Origin of the sequence: Enterobacter sichuanensis, assembly GCF_009036245.1 — a bacterium.
GTDB lineage: Bacteria > Pseudomonadota > Gammaproteobacteria > Enterobacterales > Enterobacteriaceae > Enterobacter > Enterobacter sichuanensis.
Genome location: NZ_CP027986.1, coordinates 541,571 through 564,205 on the forward strand (window position 1 = coordinate 541,571; position 22,635 = coordinate 564,205).

General features: G+C 50.5%; 23 protein-coding genes and 1 tRNA gene. 15 read left to right on the plus strand and 9 right to left on the minus strand.

Features of this window, described 5'->3' with window-relative positions; all coding sequences use genetic code 11:
* The first annotated feature begins 70 nt into the window (after positions 1–70).
* From C1N69_RS02575 to C1N69_RS02585, 3 genes are all read left to right on the plus strand, one after another.
* Positions 71–155: transfer RNA gene (locus C1N69_RS02575), tRNA-Leu, on the plus strand.
* 120 nt (positions 156–275) lie between these two features.
* Positions 276–1,964, plus strand: a complete 1,689-nt coding sequence (locus C1N69_RS02580) for an ATP-binding protein (RefSeq protein WP_155030627.1) — start codon at positions 276–278, stop codon at positions 1,962–1,964.
* Between the two features lie 2 nt (positions 1,965–1,966).
* Positions 1,967–2,416, plus strand: coding sequence for a hypothetical protein (locus C1N69_RS02585; protein WP_155030628.1), 450 nt, complete (start codon positions 1,967–1,969; stop codon positions 2,414–2,416).
* 33 nt (positions 2,417–2,449) lie between these two features.
* On the opposite strand, the gene dndE is transcribed toward C1N69_RS02585, so the two are convergent.
* From dndE to dndC, 3 genes are read right to left on the minus strand one after another with little or no spacing between them, the layout of a single operon-like run.
* Positions 2,450–2,806, minus strand: coding sequence for a DNA sulfur modification protein DndE (dndE, locus tag C1N69_RS02590; RefSeq protein ID WP_155030629.1), 357 nt, complete (start codon positions 2,804–2,806; stop codon positions 2,450–2,452).
* Positions 2,806–4,782: a DNA sulfur modification protein DndD gene (gene dndD / locus C1N69_RS02595; RefSeq protein ID WP_155030630.1), complete on the minus strand. Its 1,977-nt coding sequence runs from the start codon at positions 4,780–4,782 to the stop codon at positions 2,806–2,808. The genes dndE and dndD overlap by 1 nt, the downstream gene beginning before the upstream one ends.
* A 1-nt stretch (position 4,783) precedes the next feature.
* Positions 4,784–6,439, minus strand: a complete 1,656-nt coding sequence (gene dndC, locus C1N69_RS02600; RefSeq protein WP_155030631.1) for a DNA phosphorothioation system sulfurtransferase DndC — start codon at positions 6,437–6,439, stop codon at positions 4,784–4,786.
* 388 nt (positions 6,440–6,827) lie between these two features.
* Between dndC and dndA the strand changes: the two genes are divergently transcribed.
* The 5 genes from dndA to C1N69_RS02625 all read left to right on the plus strand — a co-directional run bounded on the left by dndA (position 6,828) and on the right by C1N69_RS02625 (position 10,626).
* Positions 6,828–7,952 (plus strand): cysteine desulfurase DndA, encoded by a 1,125-nt coding sequence (gene dndA, locus C1N69_RS02605; RefSeq protein WP_155030632.1) that lies wholly within the window; start codon positions 6,828–6,830, stop codon positions 7,950–7,952.
* Positions 7,952–8,761 carry a restriction endonuclease gene (locus C1N69_RS02610; RefSeq protein ID WP_155030633.1) on the plus strand — a complete coding sequence of 270 codons (810 nt, stop codon included), beginning with the start codon at positions 7,952–7,954 and terminating at the stop codon, positions 8,759–8,761. The genes dndA and C1N69_RS02610 overlap by 1 nt, the downstream gene beginning before the upstream one ends.
* Positions 8,762–9,229: 468 nt before the next feature.
* Positions 9,230–9,697 carry a SymE family type I addiction module toxin gene (locus C1N69_RS02615; protein WP_155030634.1) on the plus strand — a complete coding sequence of 156 codons (468 nt, stop codon included), beginning with the start codon at positions 9,230–9,232 and terminating at the stop codon, positions 9,695–9,697.
* A 160-nt stretch (positions 9,698–9,857) separates the two neighbouring features.
* Complete coding sequence (locus C1N69_RS02620) at positions 9,858–10,388, plus strand: DUF2778 domain-containing protein (protein ID WP_155030635.1); 531 nt, start codon at positions 9,858–9,860, stop codon at positions 10,386–10,388.
* On the plus strand, positions 10,363–10,626 hold the full coding sequence (locus C1N69_RS02625; RefSeq protein WP_032649983.1) for a hypothetical protein: 264 nt from the start codon (positions 10,363–10,365) through the stop codon (positions 10,624–10,626). The genes C1N69_RS02620 and C1N69_RS02625 overlap by 26 nt, the downstream gene beginning before the upstream one ends.
* Before the next feature lie 86 nt (positions 10,627–10,712).
* Here C1N69_RS02625 and trpS read toward each other — a convergent pair whose 3' ends face one another.
* The gene (trpS, locus tag C1N69_RS02630) at positions 10,713–11,714 is read right to left on the minus strand and encodes a tryptophan--tRNA ligase (protein ID WP_155030636.1); all 1,002 of its coding nucleotides are present in this window, start codon (positions 11,712–11,714) and stop codon (positions 10,713–10,715) included.
* A 199-nt stretch (positions 11,715–11,913) separates the two neighbouring features.
* On the opposite strand from trpS, the gene fosA reads away from it, so the two are divergent.
* The gene (gene fosA, locus C1N69_RS02635; protein ID WP_155030637.1) at positions 11,914–12,339 is read left to right on the plus strand and encodes a FosA/FosA2 family fosfomycin resistance glutathione transferase; all 426 of its coding nucleotides are present in this window, start codon (positions 11,914–11,916) and stop codon (positions 12,337–12,339) included.
* Here fosA and C1N69_RS02640 read toward each other — a convergent pair.
* Positions 12,325–13,332, minus strand: a complete 1,008-nt coding sequence (locus C1N69_RS02640; RefSeq protein ID WP_155030638.1) for a LacI family DNA-binding transcriptional regulator — start codon at positions 13,330–13,332, stop codon at positions 12,325–12,327. The two genes, fosA and C1N69_RS02640, sit on opposite strands and share 15 nt — an antisense overlap.
* Before the next feature lie 185 nt (positions 13,333–13,517).
* Here C1N69_RS02640 and C1N69_RS02645 point away from each other — a divergent pair, with 185 nt between their 5' ends.
* The gene (locus tag C1N69_RS02645; RefSeq protein WP_155030639.1) at positions 13,518–14,606 is read left to right on the plus strand and encodes a cellulase family glycosylhydrolase; all 1,089 of its coding nucleotides are present in this window, start codon (positions 13,518–13,520) and stop codon (positions 14,604–14,606) included.
* 50 nt (positions 14,607–14,656) lie between these two features.
* Positions 14,657–16,078, plus strand: coding sequence for an MFS transporter (locus C1N69_RS02650; protein ID WP_155030640.1), 1,422 nt, complete (start codon positions 14,657–14,659; stop codon positions 16,076–16,078).
* Here the strand turns inward: C1N69_RS02650 and C1N69_RS02655 are convergent.
* Genes C1N69_RS02655 through C1N69_RS02670 form a run of 4 tightly spaced genes read right to left on the minus strand, consistent with a single transcriptional unit; the run spans position 16,041 to position 20,787 of the window.
* The gene (locus tag C1N69_RS02655; RefSeq protein ID WP_155030641.1) at positions 16,041–16,862 is read right to left on the minus strand and encodes an alpha/beta fold hydrolase; all 822 of its coding nucleotides are present in this window, start codon (positions 16,860–16,862) and stop codon (positions 16,041–16,043) included. The genes C1N69_RS02650 and C1N69_RS02655 overlap by 38 nt on opposite strands.
* 30 nt (positions 16,863–16,892) lie before the next feature.
* On the minus strand, positions 16,893–18,512 hold the full coding sequence (locus tag C1N69_RS02660; RefSeq protein ID WP_155030642.1) for an MFS transporter: 1,620 nt from the start codon (positions 18,510–18,512) through the stop codon (positions 16,893–16,895).
* A complete protein-coding gene (locus C1N69_RS02665) occupies positions 18,509–18,916 on the minus strand; it encodes a DoxX family protein (protein WP_155030643.1) in 408 nt (135 codons plus the stop codon). Before C1N69_RS02665 ends, C1N69_RS02660 begins: the two co-directional genes overlap by 4 nt.
* Positions 18,916–20,787, minus strand: a complete 1,872-nt coding sequence (locus C1N69_RS02670) for an amidohydrolase (protein ID WP_155030644.1) — start codon at positions 20,785–20,787, stop codon at positions 18,916–18,918. The genes C1N69_RS02665 and C1N69_RS02670 overlap by 1 nt, the downstream gene beginning before the upstream one ends.
* Positions 20,788–21,004: 217 nt before the next feature.
* On the opposite strand from C1N69_RS02670, the gene C1N69_RS02675 reads away from it, so the two are divergent.
* The 4 genes from C1N69_RS02675 (at position 21,005) to C1N69_RS02690 (ending at position 22,635) form a co-directional block, all read left to right on the plus strand.
* Positions 21,005–21,691 carry a hydrolase gene (locus C1N69_RS02675; RefSeq protein WP_023331928.1) on the plus strand — a complete coding sequence of 229 codons (687 nt, stop codon included), beginning with the start codon at positions 21,005–21,007 and terminating at the stop codon, positions 21,689–21,691.
* Between the two features lie 61 nt (positions 21,692–21,752).
* Positions 21,753–21,974 (plus strand): DUF1427 family protein, encoded by a 222-nt coding sequence (locus C1N69_RS02680; RefSeq protein ID WP_047957674.1) that lies wholly within the window; start codon positions 21,753–21,755, stop codon positions 21,972–21,974.
* A complete protein-coding gene (locus C1N69_RS02685; RefSeq protein ID WP_010427264.1) occupies positions 21,971–22,231 on the plus strand; it encodes a XapX domain-containing protein in 261 nt (86 codons plus the stop codon). The genes C1N69_RS02680 and C1N69_RS02685 overlap by 4 nt, the downstream gene beginning before the upstream one ends.
* A gap of 23 nt (positions 22,232–22,254) precedes the next feature.
* Entirely contained in the window at positions 22,255–22,635 is a 381-nt protein-coding gene (locus C1N69_RS02690; RefSeq protein ID WP_047957675.1) for a response regulator transcription factor, read from the plus strand.

The following is a 22,635-nucleotide window of genomic DNA, read 5'->3' on the forward strand; positions in this document are numbered from 1 at the left end:
TTAGCGCGTCGTCGCTTGCATGGCGGCGCGCGACAGGTATAATCCACAACGTTTCCGCATCCCCTTCAGTGCCGAAGTGGCGAAATCGGTAGACGCAGTTGATTCAAAATCAACCGTAGAAATACGTGCCGGTTCGAGTCCGGCCTTCGGCACCAAAATATATCAAATCCTCATGTAGTTCTATCCATTGTTTTTTTAGGTGTTTAGTGGTATAGGTTATTAGCTTAATTAGTAAGATAACTCTTTTAATTAGTTTACCTACATCCGGAGAAAACATGGAATTCCTTGCTCGTAATCAAAATGCCGATAGAGTATGCGAAGGTATCTCTAAAATCGGCTACAAATTTCATGCAGCTATTGAAGATATCATTGACAACTCTGTCGCCGCAGGCGCAAAAAATATATCTGTACAATTTGTTTTAGAGGAAGGTGCTAATCTTTCTGAAAAAAGCAAGGTTCGATTATTGAGAATAAATGATGATGGAAAAGGCATGTCAAATGACATTGCTGCTAATTCATTAGATCTCGGTGCAGATTCAGCTTACGAAGAAAATAGCTTATCGAAATTTGGATTTGGTTTAAAAAGTGCCGGATTTTCGCTAGGAAGAACAGTTACAATATACTCTAAACAGGATGGGGTTTATACCGAAAAATATTTTCTAGATCGCGATGTGATCAAAGAAAAAAATACATATGGAGTATGTGTTCAGCATTTAGATGAGGAAGAGAAAGCCCTCATTAAGGCTGAGAGTGGCACAATAGTAGAAATAAGTAAAATAAGAGAGCCTCACGATTCAACCAATAGAATAATAAAAGAGTTACGCGAAAGACTCGGTGTGATTTATCATGACTTCATGCTTAATGAGGGACTGAGTATAACATTGGTTGTTAAGAATAAAGAAGAGTTAATCCAGCCTAAAGACATTCTTTTTTGGGGGCAGGCGCTTCCTGGCTATGATCCTGATAATTATGAGGCGAAAAAACCTTGCAAAGTAATAGATAAAGACATCGAAATATCACCGACGGTTGATACAAAAGTTAAAGTAAGGGCTGTGATCTTCCCGCAAGAAAGAATGTCTCAGTTTCAGGGGTTTTCTGATGATGAAAGAGCTGCAATAAAAAGTTATGATATTTCAAGGAAAAATAACGGCTTTTTCATTTTTAGAAATAATAGATTAATTCGTTGGGGCGATTTATTAGGTATAGCAGGAAGAGATGATATTGGTTTTCGAGCAAGAATCGATATATACACATGCCATGATGAAATATTACAAGTCGATGTATCAAAGCAAAATTTAGATCTTTCAGAGCATTTCCTTGATGCGTTACATATGAACTGTAGAGTACCTCTTTCCCAGGCAAGAGAAGCCTTTGATAAATGCAAAGACATTCTGGATGTGAATGGTGGAGAAGAAGGCCTCAAAACAAGTGAAACACTAGAAACTATTCCTGAAGAAGATCCCGATTTGGATTATGAGACAGTTGATAAGAAAGAACAAACTGAGCGGCGAACGAAAAATCAACAAAAAACTTCAAAAGAGGATATTGATAAAGAGGATTTGCCAGAAGATAATAAAAACGATGAAATTCCAGTGAGTGATGATGATGTATCTGTTCCTGCGGTTACTTATGTTGAACCTGTCTTCAAAAAAGTTAGATATTCAGATAAGATCAATAAATCTGTAATATTTTGCTCTGAAATCGATATTGAACACGGGGTCTATATAAGAATAAATAAAAACCATTTATTCTATAATTTAGTTTTAAAATCTTTACCTGAAGCTGATCCGACTAGAGTAGCAATAGAAAGCCTCCTTCATTCGTTAGCTGTAGGTGAGAAAAAAACAGAAGAAAACTTGCAATCTGTAAAATATGAAACTATTTTAGAGATATTTGATAAATATCACCGTGTTTCTTCTTATAATTTAGAGAACTGGGCTTCAAGAAACCAAGATTTATTTTAATAATGAACGTGATAAATCTTCTAAAAGGGCCAATTAATGGCCCTTATATATATTTTATTTTCGCAGGTAATTTTGTCTACATCGGTGAAACTCAACGACATCCGGTAATTCGTTGGGGTGCGCACCTCACTGCTGGAGGAACTTTATGGAAAAAACTTCAGGAAAACTCAAAATATATTAAACACAAAAATTGTATTAATGAAAATTTTACATTTATATCAGTTAATTGTAATTCGTTATTTCAAAAGTATATTGGGCCAAGTCGGATTGTTTTGCAGGCATTAGAACACAATTTACATTGTGTTCTAAAAAGTAATCCATCTTTGTTTGGCTGGGATAAAGTTATTTTATCTAATACTGATAAAACAGCACCTATGAAATTTAACAATTGGCAGTATATCGAAAAAGTTTCTATAGAAATAGTTGAGAAAGTCATAGAAGCTATTAATTAAAATTAGGTGGTGTATAACACCACCTAAATTATATTATAAAATGAAATCTTCGAGCTTATAAACTTTATTGACTAAATATGAAATGCCACGATGAAGGTGTAATTTAAGAAAATAGTAATAATCATCGTGATTATTGCCATAATCTTCAAATATTCGTTGTTTTAGCAAGCATAGATATATTTCTGAAAACTCACCTGCAAACGTTTTCCATGACATTTCTATATTGCTATCTGTTACAATATCCTCATGTGGAGGAATAGAACTTTCTGCTAAAGAAACACACAAAGCCCAGCGACACAATACATTCCAATTTTCTATTCCGGTTCTTTTTTTTAAAGTAATTAACTGTTGTTTTCCTTTTTCAGAAACCTTCACCATTTCAATACTCATCAGTTTGTGTCTCCGAAATAACCTTTCACAAATGAAGAACTAGTTTTATCTTCATTGTAAATAATATTATATTGTTGGGCAATATACTGTTTAAGATCATTATAATATTGTCCATAAATTTCTTCATCAGTCGAGAGAAGAATAACTTGAGATGATGCATTTGGAAAATAATTATGGATTAGGTTCTTACGATGTGCACCATCAAGCCGTCCCATTGGAGTATCGATGATTGTTGGCAGTTCTTTACCAGAACAGTCGGCCAGACCCCATAGTATTGCGATCGCAAATAATTGCCGTTCGCCAGCAGAAAGTCTTTCGGATGAGATGATTTTTCTATTCTCATTGAACATTGTTATTGAAAAATCAACGGGGCTGATTTTAATCTTATCAATGAGATTATTTTTACGCTTTAGTTGATCGAATTTTGCCTTGATTCTATTTTCCAGCTTTGATATGTTTTCAGAAATCATGTCCTTATTAAAAGATTCGAGAATTTCCTTTAGAGTTTCAACATGTTCAACTATTTGTGCTTGCCTTTTTTTCTCAAAGCTGACAGCATTATTTTTTAATAATAACGCCTCATATTTTTGCAGGGCATTGTTAATACGTGCATCGAGGTCTAAACGTCTCTCTGCAGTTGCTTTAATTTCTTTTTTTAATATTTCTGTTTTTTCTTTGTGTAAAGCACTTTTTTCTATTAAATGCTGAACGTCGTGTAGTTTTGGAATGGTTGCGAGCTTTTTTTGCAATAAAAGTAAACGATCTTGGATTTCTTGTTTTTTGTTAATCAGTTCTTCAAATGTCAATTTTTCACTTGAAATTTTATCCTCTAATCCAATGAAAATATTTTTATCACTATTTAAATATATGGTGTGATTAAATTTTTGTTTCTCTACAATTATTGCATTGTCTAGTTTTTTGGATATTTCAACAATGATGTTGTCGTCAATTGAAAAGTCAGAAATTGTATCAAGGAGAATTTTTTTGTTTTCCAAGATAATAGATTCTGCATTTTTGAATGACTTAAAGTCGTGTTCTTTATTTAATTGTAGTTCGGCCCTCTTGGAAAGAGCGCTTAATAAAGAAAGGGGCATAGAACCTGAAACTAATTTCTTCTGGTCATGTTCTATTTCAAATATTTTCTTTTCAAGCTCGCTCTTTTCATCTTCAAGTTTTTCTTTAATTTGTAGTTTATCAACACCATACGCCCTGAATTCAAGCTGAAGTGCATCATCCTGAGACGCAAGTATCTCCTGTTGTTGATAAAGTTCATCAAGATGTAGGTTAGTCTCTTCCTTGTCTTCTTCGAGTTTTTTAAGATCGTATTCAATACTTTTTAAAGTATCTATTTCAATTTCTTCAAGCAGCTTTTCTTGTTTTCTTCTTTTTATGATATTAAGATCTGTCGACAGTTTTGTCAGCATTTCTAAACCCAAAAGAGCTTCAATGCCGGTTTTTAATAGTTCAGCAGATCGTTTTGGATCTGCCAGATTCTCTATTTTTTCTCCATCAAAGAAGAATAATTCAGAAATAGATTGAGGAATGAATTCATTGACAAATTCATCCCAATTATCACTTAGCAAAGTATCAACTTCACCATTTAATTTAACAGTAATATTTTCTTTACAGTCTTTATGCTGTTCCTTTATCCATTTTCTTTCAATTTCATAATGATGTGAATTGATTGTGTCTTCACCATGGCGAAATTTTAGCGTAACGGAAGCTGTCTTATCAGATGCATAGCTATTAATCGTTTTTTCTAAAAAAATAGAGTAACTTAACTTTCCTCTATTCGAGCATTTAGCATGTTTTCCATAAAGAGCAAGCTGCAATGCATCTAAGAATGTTGTCTTACCTGCGCCATTCATTGCACCGATTAAAATCACTGGCTTTGTAGGATCATTACTATCAAGAGAAACAGTATGCAGGCCCTTATATATGCCATAATTATATAAAGTAACTTCTTCAAAAATCATTTTATATCTCTTGAATGTCAATTTGTTCTAAATGTAGATGAGCGTAGTTTTTTAGGGACATTTCTATTTTATCATTTTCCCATAGCAACTTGGCCTTATCCTCATCTGTAATATTTTGTGAAGCGAGTTTAAACTTGTTCTCAGTAATTTTCTTCTGAAGTGCAAAGTGTCTAGCCTGCATAATATCGCTAAATGCAATTTTATCGACTGAGTTTTCTAGTTGCTCAAATAGTTTTGAGCGACGTAATAGATTTTTATGCTTATCAGCGATCGTTAGTAAATCTCGTAACTGTTCAAATTTTAAACCATCAATGTCGTTATAATCGGCACATTTTTTCCTCAATTTTTCCATTACATCATGGTTTAATAGAGGATGCTTCTTAATCTTATGTCCCGGGTATGGTTTACCAATAATTGATTCGTAAATCACAGGAACATTATCTTCTATTTCATTTTTGACATTGACCCATATGTTTCTTATTGCCTCTAAATCTTCTATGGTCAATAGCTCAAGATTTTTCACTTCTTTTGGGCCCAGGGCTTGTACTTGTACTTGAGCTTGAAGTACTTTTCTTAACATATGTTCTCTGAAATATTGACGGTAAGGACCACGAACAAGATCCGCTCCATGTTCGTTAATATGTACCGTCAAAGAACCATTCATACGTCTGAAATCTCTGCGATCTTTATCAGCCATTATTTTACGGCTTTTAATTTCTTTATTAGAATCATTAATATCAATTTCATTACGTAATTGTAATAAAGGTAACATCCATTCTTTTTCATTATCATTATGAATCATGGCTGACATTGACTTATCTTCACCAACCATTGTGCATACATAACATCCAAAACGACTATCACCGCAGCTTGGTGTTGATTTATCAACGACTAATGGGCATTCACCATCTTCGGTAGCTCCTTGATACATCGTTAGAAGCTCTTGGTTTTTGAACCCCCAGGGATTACGAACCTGCATGAGGAATTGCCAAACATCATCATTGCTCCAGGTTGCAATAGGGGTGTACACCCAAACCCGATCTAACTCCTTATTGACCGTCAGGCCAGCAGCACGCCGTGTGTTATCAGCCCTATTTTCATAAATTTCCATAGTTGCTGCCCGCGTTGAACTTTCAGCTTTGCGAGTGCCCAAAACCAATATCGCTTCGCCGTTTTTTTGAACAACACTTTTTATGAAATTGTTTGACGGGCTAATTTTTAGCCTATCAGTACACCATCTAAATTTGTAACGTGGTGCAGGATAACCGCGGCCAATAAGATTAACCCAGAAACGGTCGTTAACTGCAGGTGTTAAACGATGTGCTTCCAGCGGTATGCCTTGTTCTTTTACTGCTGCTTGCATTTGCTGTAAAGAACGAGTAACCCATAAAGCAACGATAGGATTTTCAACTAGAGTATCCGTACTAATCACATGGACTTTTTTATGAGCTTTCTTCTCTGCTGCTAGTTCCTGAAGCGCCTGCCAGACAAGTTGTAAGATAGCGGTGGAGTCCTTGCCTCCGCTATAGCCGATCACCCAAGGGATGTCATCACTCAGGTAAAGTTCTTTAGTTTGCTGCACCAGCTTACCTACCGTCTCTCTAAATCCGTGAGAGTCAAAGGCTGAACGTGCTGGTTGATGGTCTTGTACTGTCATTTTCTACCTTTGGTTAATCGGATAGCCTTAGAAAGGCGTTGGGACATCTGATGTAAAATCAAACCGATCATTTTACTATGTAAGGAGTGTTTTGTCTCTCACTAGCAATGTATGAGGTCCAGAGGGAGTAACTCAAGAGGGGCGCTTGAACATTATGTGCGCCTAGCCGATTACAACAAGATGTATCAAGTTTAAGATGGCTAGCTTAGCTGTACTTCGTGGTGATTATCTTAAGGTTATGGCGCCCTACGTCAAGTACAAAACCGTAAAAAACACTGTTTACATGTACAGTATGCAAGATGGTTACGCACAAACAGTAACTTGCCGTGTTCTGGCCAGTATGTCAGCATACTTGTGGGCTTAAATAAATTTAGCGAATGGGAATTCTATGAGCGTGTATCTGGATTGCAATGCAACAACACCAGTATCTTCTTCTGTAGCACAAGTAGTTACGCATTTTATAAATGAAGAATTTGGTAACGCAGGTAGCCGTACACATGAGTTCGGACTGGTCGCAAAACAGGCGGTTGAAAAAGCTCGCAGCCAAGTTGCCTCATTAGCTAATGCAGATAAATCCGAGGTGGTTTTCACGAGTGGTGCTACCGAGAGCAATAATATTGCTATTCTTGGCCTACAAGCAGAAGCACGAAAGTCTGGTAAAAAGCACATAATTACTACTCGTATAGAGCATAAAGCTGTCCTTGAGCCTGTTGAATTTCTTGCATCAAATGGTTTTGAAGTAACTTACCTTGATATCGGTGAAAATGGAGTCTTAGATCCTGTCACACTCGAAAATTCATTGAGAGAAGACACTATCCTCGTCTCGATAATGCATATAAATAATGAGACAGGGTCAATCCAACCGATCAACGCTATATGTAATGTATTAGAAAATCATGATGCTTATTTTCACGTAGATGCTGCTCAAGGATATGGTAAGTACCCTGAGGATTTAGTTAATCCTCGTATAGATATGATTAGTATAAGCGGCCATAAGTTATACGCCCCAAAAGGCATCGGTGCACTTATAATCAAAAGAAGGGGGTTTTCAAAAATTCCGCTGGAACCTTTAATGTTTGGTGGTGGTCAGGAAAAAGGACTGCGCCCAGGCACTTTACCTGTTGCATTAATCGCCGGTTTAGGTCAGGCATGCTTAGATGCACAACAGAATTATTTAATTTGGCGTTCTAAATGCGAAAAGATTAAATGTTCTATGATAGAGCTTTTTGACTCTCTAGGCGGTGAGATTAATGGTTCAAATACTGCTAGCCATGTGTTGAACGTGTCTATTCCTCATGTTAATTCTGAGGCGGCCATGGTTGCCTTGAAAGGACTTATCTCAATTTCAAATGGTTCAGCCTGTACATCGCAAAATTACACAGCAAGCCATGTGCTTGCTTCGATGGGACTTGATGATGAGCGGATAGAAAATGCAATTCGTATTTCTTGGTGCTATATGACAGAAAACATTCCGTTTGATTTGATTTATGAGCGAATCAAAGGGTTGATGTGATGTCTAACACAATAATTGATGCTGCTATTAAAGCCTCTACGATAATTGGAAAAGCTGCATCGATAGATGAGTTATACGAAACTATTATAAATAATAGTTTATACGTATTTGGTGCAAAAGACCCAAAGTCTGTTTTGAGGATAACCCTAGATAGACACTGCATTAATAAAAGTCTGGGGGTTATGCATCAGAAAAGATACTATAAAAAAATTATAGATGGCTGTTATGAATTACTTGTTAATCTCTCTTCCACTGAAAAGAGTGTTATGGAAGAGAGTATGCAGAGCAAAGCTGATGACGTTGAGAGCTCAATGCGGGATGTTTATTTTTTAGCCTCTGAGCAAAGGGATAAAGTTAAAAGTGAGATTTTAGAATGCCTTGTTCAACTTCATCCGGACCGGTTTGAAGAGTTTTGCCGGATCTTTCTAACGAAATATGGCTTTCTTGAAATGGAATTGACGAGCAGAGGACGTGACGGTGGCATAGATGTCAAAGGAGCTCTGAAAGTTGGCTTATCCTATATGCGTGTCGCAGTTCAATGTAAAAAATACTCACCGTCAAATAAAGTTGGTAGACGCGCTATTTCTGAGTTCAGAGGGAATATTACTGGTGAATTTGAACAGGGCATTTTCATAACAACGAGTAGTTTCACCAAAGAAGCCGCTGAGCTATCTTTTAAGCCATCATGTGTACCAATAGTTTTAATCGATGGGCAGCAACTCACTGATTTCATGATTGAAAAAAGGATTGGCGTTGAAAGAGAACTTGTTGAATTATATAACTTTGAACAAGACCTTCTTTGGATTTAATACCTCGAGTTTGAGGGGGGGTAATTTTCAACTTGAGGCTGGCTATTAATTTGTGAGCCTAGTTGTTTAACTGGTGTTGTAATCTCTTTTCCATATTGTTATAGACATTATCATGTTTTTTTAGTGGCAGAACTGGTGAGTAAGTTTTACTCAATGCTTCTTGCTATTAACATAACTCGCTGGTTTTAAATTAATTACTCTCTATTTGATATTTTCTCTCTGTTAAATATCTCCTTACATAGATAGAGACTGTTTTTCTGAATATCTATTTTCTGAATCCCCCTCGCAAAATCCAAATTTACCCCACACCAAACTGCTGTATCTATATTCAGCCCTGTATAATGAGCACCAGAAATTACGCCGAACGGCAAAGGAAGTATCGAAGATTATTTAAAGAAGAATTCGCGATATGAAGGTGCTGCAACACCCCCATACCGCTAACCACCAACAACTTACAAGGAGTTGAAAATGGCTGCGACGAATTTTAAGCCAGAGTTTACTGTTTGCAAAACAGAATCAGACGCTTTCAACGGCATGATTGAAAACCGCGAGCTGGTACGCAAAAACAGCGCCCGCCGTCTTCACGGCAACCAGCCTAACGCGGCGCCTGTTCATCCCCGCGCGGAAACGCCTCAGGACAGTGCCGCCTGCTGCGAACTGTATGCACGCATAGACATGAAATACCTTCTGCTGGGCGGAGACTGGTTAACCCGTGCAGGTTTTATCAACGGTATGCCGGTGAAAATCCGCGCCATGAAAGACTGCATTGTGATTACGCCACAGCATACAAGAGAATTATGGGGATGCCTGGAAGGGATGAGTGTGGTGAATATAAATAAACAGAAAGTCGCGCAGTGGCTGAAGACGTTTCCGGGTGCGTTGAATGATACTGGAGATATACCTATGGTGAAGCGCGGAAATGGTCTGGCAAAATAAGAATAATATCTAAAAGCTCCCTTCATTAATCCTGTAAAAGGATAAGTTAATACGGACGTGAATACACATGTCCGTATTTTTTTTATGAATTATCTAACTCTGCTGGTGCACCCAATAAATCGGATGTAACATTCTCCGCAAAGCGACAGGGAGGATTGCTATGCAGATTTGTAGGATGGATTACAACGATGTCTCAGCCGATGGAAGAAGGCTGAAACTACACGTTTATGGCGTTGGGACGTTTCCCGTTTTTTCAGGGATAGAACCCGTAACCAATATTGCTGAGTGTGCCTTTATCAGGAATGCTGCATTACCAGTGGGTACGTACTGGATCGTTGATGCACCGGAAGGCAGTATTGCTAATCGGGTTGAGCGGTTTGTAAAAGACTTCAAGAACGGGACCGATCATTCTGAATGGTTCGGCTTGTTTAATGCATCGACCATGGCTGATAACGTATTTGTGAATGGGGTCGACAGAGGCTCATTTCGACTTCATCCATTGAGACCGAATGGTGAAGGAGAGTCGTGGGGATGCATAACGTTCTATAATATCCCTGATTTTCAACTGGTCAGACAATCTTTGCTTGCATGTAAGAAGATTCGTGTTCCTGGTGGTAAAGGGTTGATGGCATATGGACGTATTGATGTGACAGGAAGGGCTGATTATGCTTCATGCAAAGTTAAAAAATAATATCCTGATTGGTCTGGCATGCCTCATTGCTTCCTTCTTTATCGTCCTGTTTCCTCTGGGAGGCTTGCTCGATTACTTATCTCAAGTCAGCAATGAGTTTTTAAATCGTACCGGTCTGGGGTTTGCTGATGGTGAAGCAGACCCATCATTCCTGTGGGTGTTAGGGGGGATGATGGTCGTCGTTACCGTATTACTGATGAGCATCATCAGAAAGATATGCAACCTGAAGCAGGGATGAAATATTTCATAGCCGCTTTCTAAAACAATTAAGCGGCGTCATGCCAATCCCACGCTCCGCCGCCCAACCTCAATCAACTCACCTAATCAAAACACCGGCACCCCCAACCCAACCTTCACCTCCCGCAACGTCTCCTGCGTCACCCCCTGCGCCCGTTCGGTCCCGCGCTTCAGCATCGCCATCAGCTCCCCCTTGTCCTGCATATACATCGCCCTCCGCTCCCGCATCGGCGCAATCAGCTCCTGCAGGCACCCCTCCAGCTCGTTCTTACACGTCCGGTCACCCAGCCCGCCCGCCTGATAGTGCGCCTTCATCGCCGCCACTTTCTCCTTGTCCGGATGAAACGCGTCGAGGTAGGTAAACACCACGTTCCCCTCAATTTGCCCCGGGTCGCTCACCTTCAGGTGGTTCGGGTCGGTGTACATGGCGCTGACCGCACGATGAATGGTCTCTTCGCTGGCCGAAAGGTGCAGCGTGTTGCCCAGTGATTTCGACATCTTGGCGCTGCCGTCGATGCCGGGCAGGCGGCTGGTGTCGCTCAGCATCGCCTTACAGTGGCGCAGCACCGGGGCGGGCAGCAGGCTGTTCATCTTGTGCACAATCTCGTTGGTCTGCTCAATCATCGGCAGCTGGTCGTCGCCGACGGGCACGCACTCGGCCTTAAACGCGGTGATGTCCGCCGCCTGGCTGATGGGGTAGGCCATAAACCCGACCGGCAGCGAGCGGGCGAAGCCTTTCTGTGCAATCTCGTTTTTCACCGTCGGGTTACGCTCCACGCGGGCGACGGTGACGATGTTCATATACAGCATCGTCAGCTCGGCGAGGGCGGGCAGGGCGGACTGCAGGCAGATCGTGGTCAGGTTCGGGTCGATGCCGGCGGCGAGGTAGTCGGCCAGCACTTCGGGGATGTTGTCGCGGATCTTCTGCGGGTTGCTGCCGTTGTCGGTTAGCCCCTGCAGGTCGGCAATCAGCACAAACTGGTTGTGCGTCTGCTGCAGCGCCACGCGCTGGCGCAGCGATCCGACGAAGTGGCCGAGGTGCAGCGGGCCGGTTGGACGGTCGCCGGTGAGGATGGTTGGTATGTTCATAAAGACTCCTTAATGTGCAGTTGCCGAAAGGGGTCTTAGAAATGTGAAAGCCGCCTTTCGGCGGCTATCTGAAAATGGGAAAAACTACTCCGTGCCGCCTTTAAGAAGGCAGCCACCAGCGGTTTACGGTGAGCACGGCGTGGTTTATGTTCATCTCTTTACCGTACCACGTCCGGCGCGAAAAACAAAAGGGCACGTCATGCTGCAATCACTCAACCACCTGACCCTCGCGGTCAGCGACCTGCAAAAAAGCGTCACCTTCTGGCACGAGCTGCTGGGTCTGACCCTGCACGCCCGCTGGAATACCGGGGCCTATCTCACCTGCGGCGATCTGTGGGTCTGCCTGTCGTACGACGAGGCGCGCCAGTACGTGCCGCCGCAGGAGAGCGACTACACCCACTACGCGTTTACCGTGGCGGAAGCGGATTTTGAACCGTTCTCGCACAGGCTTGAGCAGGCGGGCGTCACCGTCTGGAAGCAGAACAAAAGCGAGGGGGCGTCGTTCTATTTTCTCGACCCGGACGGGCACAAGCTGGAGCTGCATGTGGGCAGCCTCGCCGCGCGGCTGGCGGCGTGCCGCGATAAGCCCTATGCGGGCATGGTGTTTACCTCAGACGGGGCTTGAGGCGCGTACCTTCAGCCTGCCCGCCAGCGTCACGTGCGTGGCGGCATCTTCCTGATTGCACAGGTACTCCACCGCCAGCCGTCCCAGCTCGCTGTAGGGCAACTGGATACTGGTCAGCGGCGGGGTGAGCTGCTCGGAGATCTTCTGGTCGTCGTAGCCCGCCAGCAGCATGTCCTCTGGGATGCGCACGCCGTTCACCGCCAGCGCCTGATAGCAGCCAATCGCCAGCCAGTCGCTGGCGCAGAAGATGGCGTCCGGGCGCTCGCCCAGCTCCAGCAGGGCAGTGGTGGCGGTAAAGGACTCGCTGAACTGCCAGTTGGTCTGGCGCACCAGATTATCGTCGCACGCGAGTCCGGCCTGCTGCAGCGCCGCCTGGTAGCCGGCCAGACGCTGGCGCGAGGCCTCCATCCAGCTCTCGCCGGTGATGTGAGCGATGCGTGTCGCCCCGCAGGCAATGAGGTGTTTAGTCACCTGGAAGGCGTTGGCGTAGTCGTCAGGGATAAACGACGGCAGCAGCGGCGAGCCGGGGTCGCGCTGGTTGAGCAGCACCAGCGGGATGCGGGTGCAGTCCTGGAATGCCGTCATGTCCACCAGCGTGGTGACCGGTGAGGCGAGGACAATCCCGATGCAGTTGCGCTTCTCCAGCTGGCGGATGATGTTCAGCGCCAGCTCGATGTCGTCGCCGTAGTCATACACGGTGAGCAACGTCTCGTTGCGCCACGCCGCTTCCCGCGCCTGGCTGATGGCGTCGATAAACGGGTCGAAGCTCTGCATGGAGCTGACCAGCAGGGCGATCTCTTCCTGGTTGCGCGGGGCGTGAACGGCGGGGAGGCGGTCGTAGCCGAGCTCGGTAGCCACATTAATCACCCGCTGGCGGGTATCGTCGCTGAGCTTGATGTTGCGGGACTGGTTAAGCACCAGCGATACCGTCGCCTGCGACACCCCTGCCGCCCGCGCAATATCGTTCATCGTCACTTTCGTTTTTCGCTTCATCCGTCCTCTCCCTTTCGCGAATTCGCATCATACCCTAACCGCACGCTTACGCGCCGTCGATCACGTTTCTCATTCATCGAAGCGTGAACTTTGTGAGGGGCGTCGCTTTTCTTATCGCCGTGATTTGCGCATTTATCCTGCGGCTAATATTTATTAGCTAAATATTATCAGTAAGAGGACGCGTAATGAAAGAGCAGTGGAGCAGGGAGCAGGCACAGGCGTGGTATCAGCAAAAAGGCTGGCTGTGCGGGTTTAACTATCTGCCGTCGACGGCGGTGAACTGGACCGATATCTGGCAGGAAGAGACCTTCGATGCCGCAACCATCGAGCGCGAGCTGGGCTGGGCGGCGGACGCGGGTTACAACACCCTGCGCATCAACCTGCCGTTTATCGTCTGGGAGCACGACCGCGACGGGCTGATGGCGCGCATTGACCGCTTTTTGACGATTGCCGACGGCCGCGGTTTCAGCACCATGCTGACCCTGATGGACGACTGCGGCTTCTCCGGCGACGAGCCCTACCTCGGCCCGCAAAAGCCGCCGGTGCCGGGCAAACACAACAGCCAGGCGGCGGCGAGCCCGGGGCGCGACAAAGTGTGCGATCCCGACTGCTGGTCGCAGATTGAGCGCTATATCCGCGACGTTGTTCGCCAGTTCCGCGACGATAAGCGCGTGCTCCTGTGGGATCTCTACAACGAGCCGGGCAACCGCGGTATTTTCGCGACCGGCACGCAGGAGGTGCAGTACGACGCGAAGCTGGAGACCTGCGCCCATAAGCTTATGAAGCTCGCATTCCAGTGGGTGCGTGAAGAAGATCCGACCCAGCCGCTCACCGTCTGCGCGTGGCGTCTGCCGCCGGAAGAGGAGGACGAGACGTTCTTCCAGCATCCGCTGGACCAGACCGCACTGGCGCTCTCGGATGTGGTCAGCTTCCACGCCTATACCCACACCGGGCGCATGACGGCGATTATCCAGCAACTGCAAAAGCTTGGTCGTCCGCTGTTCTGCACTGAATGGCTGGCGCGCCACGTGGGCAGCACGATGGAAGAGCAGCTTCCGCTGATGTACGCGGCGAAGGTCGCACCGTACCAGTGGGGTCTGGTGCGCGGCAAAACCCAGACGTGGCTGCCGTGGCCGGTGGTGATGAAGGAGTCCACGGACTACTGCCGCCTCTGGTTCCACGACGTGTTTGAGGAGAACGGCATTCCGTTTTCGCGCCGTGAAATCGCCCTGATGCAGCAGCTGCGCAAGATCGCCCCGCAGGCGCAGGACTAATAATATCGACCCGGCGGACCACCGCCGGGCAACCAGGCAGGCATATAACAATGGCAATGACAATGAAAATACCGTCTCGCGAGTTGTGGTCTTATTTTGGTTATGGTTTAGGTCAGTGTTTTAGCTTTGGTTTAGTGGGTTCATTTATTAACTATTTTTACACCGACGTGCTGGGGATCTCGGCGCTGGCGGCGAGCACCATCTTCCTGATTGCCCGCGCGTGGGACGCGGTTCACGATCCGCTTTTTGCCAGCATAATGGACACCATTAACAGCCGATTCGGCAAGTTTCGCCACTTTTTGCTGATTGCGCCGCTGCTGATCACCGGCGTCACGCTGCTGTCGTTTTATAAAATCGAAGCGGACATGACCACCAAAATCCTCTACGCCGGGGTGACGTATATTCTATGGGGGACGCTGTACGCCATCTCCGATATCCCGTTCTGGTCGATGTCGTCGGTGATGACCAACGACTCCGGGCAGCGTACCCGCGCGGTGACGGCGGCGATGCTCGGGGTGAACGCCGGGATTGCCTGCGCCAACATCTTCTTCCCGAAGCTGGCGGCGTTCTTCGCCCAGTACAGCAACGATAAAGGCTACTTTATGGCGGCGCTGGTGATGATGCTGGTGGGCCTGCCGCTGATGCTTAACGGCTTTATGCAGATCAAAGAGCGCGTGCCGCCGAGCCCGGAAAAGGTGACCATCCGCGACACCTTCCACAACCTGCGCCAGAACAAGCCGCTGTTTATCGTCCTGCTGTCGTTCTTCTTCTGCGTGTTCCACAACGTGGCGGGCGGGCTCTACATCTACTTCTTTATCAACAACCTGGGCGACGGCAGCCTGCAGATGGCGATTGGCGTGATGGGGATCGTGGCGGCGGTGCTGTGCCTGGTCGCGCCGATGCTGACGCGCCGGATGCAGAAGCGGAAGCTGTTTATGATCCTCTGCGGGCTGGACGTGGCGGTGCGCGTGGTGATGTGGTTTGTCGGCTATCAGCAGGTGACGATGCTGTTTATTCTCCTCGGCCTGAGCACGCTGTTCGTGATGATGACCAACATTCTTACCTCGTCGATGATTGCCGACACCATCGAGTACGCGGAGTACCACACCCACAAGCGCTGCGCGGCGATCACCTTCTCCGGGCAGACCTTTACCGGCAAGATGTCGGTGGCAGTGGGCGGTGGGCTCATCGGCGTGTTCCTGACGATGATCGGCTACGTGCCGCAGGCGCAACTCCAGAGTGCAGGCGTGCTGTCGGGGCTGTTCTTCGGGATCTGTTTGTTACCGGCGATTGGGTCGCTGATCCGCATGGGCTTTATGTCGCGCTTTACCTTTACCGAGGAGAAGCACGCGGAGATTTGTCGGCTGCTGGCGGAGCGGAACGCGTCTGTGAAAGCGCCGGGTGGCGGCTGCGCCTTACCCGGCCTGGAAAAAATTACAGGGACTTCACAAACGTCAGCAGATCTTCGTTGAGCTGGTCCTGGTGGGTCAGCGCGAAGCCGTGCGGCGCGTTGTCGTACACTTTCAGCGTGGCGTTTTTGATCATCTCTGCCGCCAGCTTGCCGGTGCTTTCAAACGGCACGATCTGGTCGTTGCTGCCGTGAATGACCAGCGTCGGCACGTCGATTTTGGCCATATCCGGGCGGAAATCGGTTTCGCCGAACGCGGTCACGCAGTCGATGGTGCCCTTCAGGGACGCTAGCAGGGCGATGTTCAGCGTCTGGGTCAGGGCACCGGCAGAGACGGTCTGCCCGGCGTTGATGCCGTAGAACGGGGTGGCAAAGTCGCTGATAAACTGGGCGCGATCTTTACGCAGCCCGTCGCGAATGCCGTCGAACACGCTCTGATCCACACCCTGCGGGAAGGTCGCAGATTTACCAAAGATTGGCGTCACCGCGCCCAGCAGCGCCAGACCGGCGACGCGCGCGCTGCCGTAGTTGTTGATGTAGCGGGTCACGTCGCCACCGCCCATGGAGAAGCCCACCAGCGTCACGTCCTGCAGGTCCAGGGTGGTGATCAGGTCGTTGATGTCGGACGCAAAGGTGTCGTAGTCGTAGCCGTTCCACGGCTGATCCGAGCGGCCAAAGCCGCGACGGTCAAAGGCGATGGCGCGGAAGCCGCGCTCGGCCAGGTAGTTCAGCTGGCTGTCCCACATGTCGCCATCCAGCGGCCAGCCGTGGCTGAAGAGAACCGGTTTACCCGCGCCGCAATCTTTGTAGTAAATCTGCGTGCCGTCTTTTGCCTTAAACGTTGCCATAGTGTGTTCCTGTACAGGTGATGGTTAGGGTTATACCGGCGCGACCAGATAGCGAATGGCCGGTGATGTTGTGCCCTGATGAAAAGCCAGAACGCGGCTCTGCAGCAGGAGGTCATTCATGGTGTGGCGCTCCTGCTGGCGCAGATGCTCAATCCACGAGCCCATCAGGAAGGTCTCGATAAACAGACCAGGGCGCTCAATATCTTCGTACACCGCCCAGCTCATCGCCCCGGCGCGGCGGCGCACCCGGCGCAGCTCGTGGACCGCCTCGAGGAAGGCCTTCGCGTTGTGCGGGTCAATGATGTACTCGTGCGAGACCAGCACCGGGCCGCGCTCGTTCGGCAGGTCGATCTCCACGCCGTCCAGCGGCTGGCCGCTCAGGTCGAGGTTTAAATCAGGATCTTTCTCCAGCTTCCAGCGGAACACGGTGGCGCTTGCCAGCACCATCCCCAGCGTGGCGATCACCAGCGAGGTTGGCGTGCCGAACTGCGACGCGATCTGCCCCCAGATGGCGCTGCCCGTGGTCATCGAGCCGAAGAACACCGTCAGGTAGACCGCCAGCGCCCGGGCCTTCACCCAGCGGGCGGCGCTGCGCTGCGCGCCGAGGTTGAGGGTGGAGAGCACCGCAATCCACGCGAAGCCGGTGAAGAACTCAAACAGATTAAGCAGCCAGACGTGGCGCACAAACGCCAGCGCCAGCATGGTGAGGGCAAAGGTCAGACTGGCGGCCACCATCAGCCGATCGGCGTTCAGCCGCTGGCGCAGGCGCGGCAGCAGAATGGCCCCGGCAATCGCCCCCAGGCCAATGCACGCCAGCATCACGCCGTATCCTGCCGGGCCTAAGCCCAGCTCGCGGCGCGCCACCAGCGGCAGCAGTGCCCAGCCTGCGCTGCCGAAAATGAAGAAGGCCACCGTGCGCACCAGCACGTTGCGAAGCACCGGCGCGGCGTGCACGTAGCGAATGCCCGAGCGCACCGCCGAGAAAAAGTGCTCCGGCGGCAGACGCTGAATGGACGGGGCCGGACGCCAGCGCCACAGCACCCACGCCACGCCAACCACAGACAGCGCGTTCAGGGCAAACACCATCCACGGCCCGGCGAGCGACAGCAGGAAGCCCCCGATCGCCGGGCCAATCGCCCGGCTGATGTTCACCCCGAGCGAGTTCAGCGCCACGGCGGCACCCAATTCGGGCTTGCTCACCAGATCGGGCACCACGGCCTGGAACGGCGGCGAGCTCATCGCCGCCCCCACGCTCAGCAGAAACGTCGCCACCAGCAGAACGGCGGGAGTCACGTGTCCGGTGAAGGAGAGCACCGTCAGCCCGGCGGCGGCAATGAACACCCACAATTGAGAGAAGAGCAGGTATTTACGTCGGTCAACGATGTCCGCCATCACCCCGGACGGCAGGGCGAAGAGGAACATCGGCAGGCTGCTGGCCGCCTGTACCAGCGCGATATCCAGTGGATCGGCGCTCAGGGTCAGCATGCTCCAGTTGATGCCGACGTCGCTCATCCATGAGCCGACGTTAGAGACCACCGTGGCGATCCACAGCATGCGGAACACCGGCTGGCTCAGCGGCTGCCAGGGCGAAACCGTCGGTGCGGGCGTCGTCTCGACGTGTGCGTCGCGAACGTCGTTAACCTGGGTCATGCCAACCTCTCCGCTGCCTTACGCTGCAGCCGCCACTGGCCCGGCCCGGTGAGGGCAAGGGTGGTGAAGATAATCAGCAGCAGCCAGCCAAACTGCCCTTCGGCAATCGACCAGTTCGGGTGGACCGCCAGCATCGCCACCAGCAGCACGGCGATAATCGGCAGGCACGCCAGACGGGTGTAAACACCCGCAATGATCAACAGCGGGCAAATCACCTCGGCGACAATCGCCGGGATCAGGCTGGCGTAAGGCCCGAAGCCAAACGGATCTTCAATGCGCGTCAGCTCTTCGCTGAAGTGCAGCACCTTCGGCAGGCCGTGCACGTAGAGCAGCAGCAGGCTGCCGGTCAGGCGCAGGAAGAACAGCCCCAGGTCGATCCGGGGCGGTATAGTGGTGTTTTTCATCAGAATGCAAAGCAGCTGCAGCCCAGCGCCCCCCAGAAAGCGTTATCGTCGGACACCGGCATCGCTGACGTGCGGGCGAAATCATGCTGGTGGCTGTGAACCCCGCACGGACCGCTGCAGTGGTGGACAGCGCTCATGCCAACGCGTGCGGCCTGCGGCGGCGCGCTGCGGTAGTGGCCCGGCACCTTGACCACCGGGGACCACTCGGGCAGAACCGGAATGGCCGGCGGCGCGAGCGGGCCAAAGCTGCCCGCGGCGTAGACGATATCGCCGTTGACCACCGTCAGGACGGACTCGATGCCCTTGATCTCCTCTTCCGGCACGCGGAAGTAGTCTTTGCTCAGCACCGCCAGGTCCGCGAGCTGGCCGACCTTGATCTGCCCCTTCAGGTTCTGCTCGCTGGAGAACCACGCGCTGCCCTGGGTCCAGAGCATCAGCGCGGTATCGCGATCCAGTCGGGCGCTGTGATCGTACATCTGCATCCCGCCGACGGTGCGGCCGGAGACCAGCCAGTAGAGCGCGGTCCACGGGTTGTAGCTCGCCACGCGGGTGGCGTCCGTTCCCAGGCCCACCGGCACGCCGGTCTCCAGCATTTTCGCCACCGGCGGCGTGTGGCGGGTGGCTTCGATGCCATAACGCTCGGCGAAGTATTCGCCCTGGAAGGCCATGCGGTGCTGCACGGCAATGCCGCCGCCGAGCGCTTTGATGCGGTCGATGTTGGCCTGGGTAACGGTTTCCGCATGGTCGAAGAACCAGTGCAGGCCGTTGAACGGAATGTCGCGGTTCACCTTCTCGAAGACGTCCAGCATGCGGCTGATGGATTCGTTATAGGTGGCGTGCAGGCGGAACGGCCAGCGGTGTTCCACCAGATGACGCACCACGCGCTCCAGCTCGTCCTCCATGCCCGGCGCGAGGTCCGGGCGCGGCTCGAGGAAGTCTTCAAAATCGGCAGCGGAGAAGACCAGCATCTCGCCCGCGCCGTTGTGGCGGAAGAAGTCGCTGCCCTGGCCCGGCGTGAGCATGTCGGTCCATTTTTCAAAGTCTTCCAGCTCGTGGCCCGGACGCTGGGTAAAGAGGTTGTAGGCGATGCGGATGGTCATCTGCTTTTTCTCGTGCAGCTCGGCGATCACCTCGTAATCTTCCGGGTAATTCTGGAAGCCGCCGCCCGCGTCGATGGCGCTGGTCAGCCCCAGGCGGTTCAGCTCGCGCATGAACTGGCGGGTGGAGTTGACCTGCTGCTCCAGCGGCAGCTTCGGCCCTTTGGCCAGCGTGGCGTAGAGGATCATGGCGTTCGGACGGGCAATCAGCATCCCGGTCGGGTTGCCGTTGGCGTCGCGCTGGATCTCGCCGCCCGGCGGGTTTGGCGTGTCTTTGGTGTAGCCGACCACCTTCAGCGCGGCACGGTTGAGCAGGGCGCGGTCGTACAGGTGCAGGATGAAGACCGGGGTGTCCGGCGCGGCGTCGTTAATTTCGTCGAGGGTCGGCATGCGGCGCTCGGCGAACTGGAACTCGGTCCAGCCGCCCACTACGCGCACCCACTGGGGCGACGGCGTGCGCAGGGCCTGCTCTTTCAGCATCCGCAGGGCATCGGCCAGGGAGGGCACGCCTTCCCAGCGCAGTTCGAGGTTGTAGTTCAGCCCGCCGCGGATCAGGTGCAGGTGCGAGTCGTTCAGGCCGGGGATGGCGGTGTGGCCTTTTAGGTCCACCACCTGAGTGCCGTCGCCGTGGTGTTGCATCACCCCGGCGACGGTACCCACTTCCAGAAATTTTCCGTCGCGCACGGCAACGGCTTCCGCGACAGGGTTCTCGCGATCGACGGTGTGAAACTGGCCGTTAACCAGAATGAGATCGGCTTTACCGAGGGTAACCATAACTGCTCCTGACTGAGAGGGGAATGGTCAGGATTATGGGAACCGGTTTCGGCAAAGATCCAGTTATACAATAGGATAGGTATACCAAAGTATAACTATACCTAAGGTTAACTATACGAAGAGATAATTACGCGCGGAGACGGAAAACCGCAGGATGGGGGCGACTTTATCGGCGTGGCACTCACGGCGATTTCACCCTTAACCACTGGAAAATGCTATGACCTCTTCAAAGCTCGAAGTATTAACCCCTGCGAACTGTCAGATTATTTTCATCGACCACCAGCCACAGATGGCGTTTGGCGTGCAGTCAATTGACCGCCAGGTGCTGAAAAACAACACCGTGGCGCTGGCGAAAGCGGCCAAAGTGTTCAACATCCCGACCATCATCACCACCGTTGAGACTGAAAGCTTCTCCGGTAACACCTATCCGGAGCTGCTGGACGTGTTCCCGGGCCAGGACATTCTGGAGCGTACCTCCATGAACTCCTGGGACGACCAGAAAGTGCGCGACGCGTTGAAGGCCAACGGCAAGAAGAAGGTGGTGGTTGCCGGTCTGTGGACCGAAGTGTGCAACAACAGCTTCGCCCTGTGCGCGATGCTGGAAGGTGACTACGAAATTTATATGGTGGCGGACGCGTCCGGCGGCACCTCCAAAGAGGCTCACGACTTCGCGATGCAGCGCATGATCCAGGCGGGCGTCATCCCGGTGACCTGGCAGCAGGTGATGCTGGAGTGGCAGCGCGACTGGGCGCGTAAAGAGACCTACACCGCGGTCATGGATATTGTGCGTGAGCACTCCGGCGCGTACGGCATGGGCGTGGATTACGCCTACACCATGGTGCACAAAGCGCCGTCTCGCCAGAAGAGCGAGCACCGCACCTTAGCGCCGGTCCCGGCCCGCTAAGCCCCGCTGGCGGGCTGGTCCCTCATCCGGCTCGCCGCTGCCTTTATCTCTGGAGTTCACAATGAGTACTGGGCTGATATCCCTTGCCGCAGGCGTGCTGATTGGCCTGATGTATGCCGTGCTGAAGGTGCGCTCCCCCGCGCCGCCCGCGCTGGCGCTGATTGGCCTGCTGGGGATGCTGGCGGGTGAACAGGCGACGCGCCATCTGTTATCCCGCGACGGCGCGCCGCCGCCTCAGGTGACCGTTGTGCAGGCGACATCGCAGACGGGAGCGTCCTCATGAAAGCGTGGATAATTTCGCTGGTGTGCGGCGTGGTAGCTGGGGTAATTTACGCCCTGCTCGACGTTCATTCCCCGGCGCCGCCGGTTGTTGCCCTGCTGGGCCTGTTTGGCATGCTGGTGGGCGAACAGCTTATCCCGGTGGGACGACGTTTACTGAGTCGCGAACCGCTTACCCTCGCCTGGTTTCGTCACGAATGCGTGCCGAAAATCAGCGGCACGGCGCCCCCTGCGCCCGCGAAGGACGATCGCGACGTTTAATGTTTTGTGAGAGGAAAGACAGCATGACGCTGCCGTGGCGCATTGCCATCATTGATGACGAACGTTCCGTCCGCAGCGGGTTGAGTAATCTCCTGGAGTCGGAAGGCTATTCGACCGATACGTTTGATTCGGCAGAGGTATTTCTCAGCCACCCTCTCGCCCTGTCCGGCGCGGCGCTGGTGATCACCGATATCAAACTGCGGGGTATGAGCGGCCTGGAGCTGTTCGACAAGCTGCGGCTGCTGGCCGTACCGCCGCCGCCCGTGCTCTTTATCTCCGGTCATGCTGATGAAAATATGCAGCGGTACGCCCTCAGTCTGGGCGCCGCTGCTTTTTTGCGTAAGCCCATTAACATCGATATTCTGCTGGATCATATTCAGCGGGAGCTGGCCCGCCGACAATAA

Bases quoted from the DNA above. Each gene is read 5' to 3' on its own strand.
- C1N69_RS02685 (WP_010427264.1), top strand. From the start codon at position 21,971: ATGAAAGCGTGGATAATTTCGCTGGTGTGCGGCGTGGTAGCTGGGGTA.
- C1N69_RS02640 (WP_155030638.1), bottom strand. From the start codon at position 13,332: ATGAAGCGAAAAACGAAAGTGACGATGAACGATATTGCGCGGGCGGCA.
- C1N69_RS02680 (WP_047957674.1), top strand. From the start codon at position 21,753: ATGAGTACTGGGCTGATATCCCTTGCCGCAGGCGTGCTGATTGGCCTG.
- dndA (WP_155030632.1), top strand. From the start codon at position 6,828: ATGAGCGTGTATCTGGATTGCAATGCAACAACACCAGTATCTTCTTCT.
- C1N69_RS02675 (WP_023331928.1), top strand. From the start codon at position 21,005: ATGACCTCTTCAAAGCTCGAAGTATTAACCCCTGCGAACTGTCAGATT.
- fosA (WP_155030637.1), top strand. From the start codon at position 11,914: ATGCTGCAATCACTCAACCACCTGACCCTCGCGGTCAGCGACCTGCAA.
- dndD (WP_155030630.1), bottom strand. From the start codon at position 4,782: ATGATTTTTGAAGAAGTTACTTTATATAATTATGGCATATATAAGGGC.
- C1N69_RS02580 (WP_155030627.1), top strand. From the start codon at position 276: ATGGAATTCCTTGCTCGTAATCAAAATGCCGATAGAGTATGCGAAGGT.
- dndC (WP_155030631.1), bottom strand. From the start codon at position 6,439: ATGACAGTACAAGACCATCAACCAGCACGTTCAGCCTTTGACTCTCAC.
- C1N69_RS02615 (WP_155030634.1), top strand. From the start codon at position 9,230: ATGGCTGCGACGAATTTTAAGCCAGAGTTTACTGTTTGCAAAACAGAA.
- C1N69_RS02625 (WP_032649983.1), top strand. From the start codon at position 10,363: ATGCTTCATGCAAAGTTAAAAAATAATATCCTGATTGGTCTGGCATGC.
- C1N69_RS02585 (WP_155030628.1), top strand. From the start codon at position 1,967: ATGAACGTGATAAATCTTCTAAAAGGGCCAATTAATGGCCCTTATATA.
- C1N69_RS02645 (WP_155030639.1), top strand. From the start codon at position 13,518: ATGAAAGAGCAGTGGAGCAGGGAGCAGGCACAGGCGTGGTATCAGCAA.
- C1N69_RS02655 (WP_155030641.1), bottom strand. From the start codon at position 16,862: ATGGCAACGTTTAAGGCAAAAGACGGCACGCAGATTTACTACAAAGAT.
- C1N69_RS02650 (WP_155030640.1), top strand. From the start codon at position 14,657: ATGGCAATGACAATGAAAATACCGTCTCGCGAGTTGTGGTCTTATTTT.
- C1N69_RS02690 (WP_047957675.1), top strand. From the start codon at position 22,255: ATGACGCTGCCGTGGCGCATTGCCATCATTGATGACGAACGTTCCGTC.
- C1N69_RS02660 (WP_155030642.1), bottom strand. From the start codon at position 18,512: ATGACCCAGGTTAACGACGTTCGCGACGCACACGTCGAGACGACGCCC.
- dndE (WP_155030629.1), bottom strand. From the start codon at position 2,806: ATGAGTATTGAAATGGTGAAGGTTTCTGAAAAAGGAAAACAACAGTTA.
- C1N69_RS02610 (WP_155030633.1), top strand. From the start codon at position 7,952: ATGTCTAACACAATAATTGATGCTGCTATTAAAGCCTCTACGATAATT.
- C1N69_RS02620 (WP_155030635.1), top strand. From the start codon at position 9,858: ATGCAGATTTGTAGGATGGATTACAACGATGTCTCAGCCGATGGAAGA.
- C1N69_RS02665 (WP_155030643.1), bottom strand. From the start codon at position 18,916: ATGAAAAACACCACTATACCGCCCCGGATCGACCTGGGGCTGTTCTTC.
- trpS (WP_155030636.1), bottom strand. From the start codon at position 11,714: ATGAACATACCAACCATCCTCACCGGCGACCGTCCAACCGGCCCGCTG.
- C1N69_RS02670 (WP_155030644.1), bottom strand. From the start codon at position 20,787: ATGGTTACCCTCGGTAAAGCCGATCTCATTCTGGTTAACGGCCAGTTT.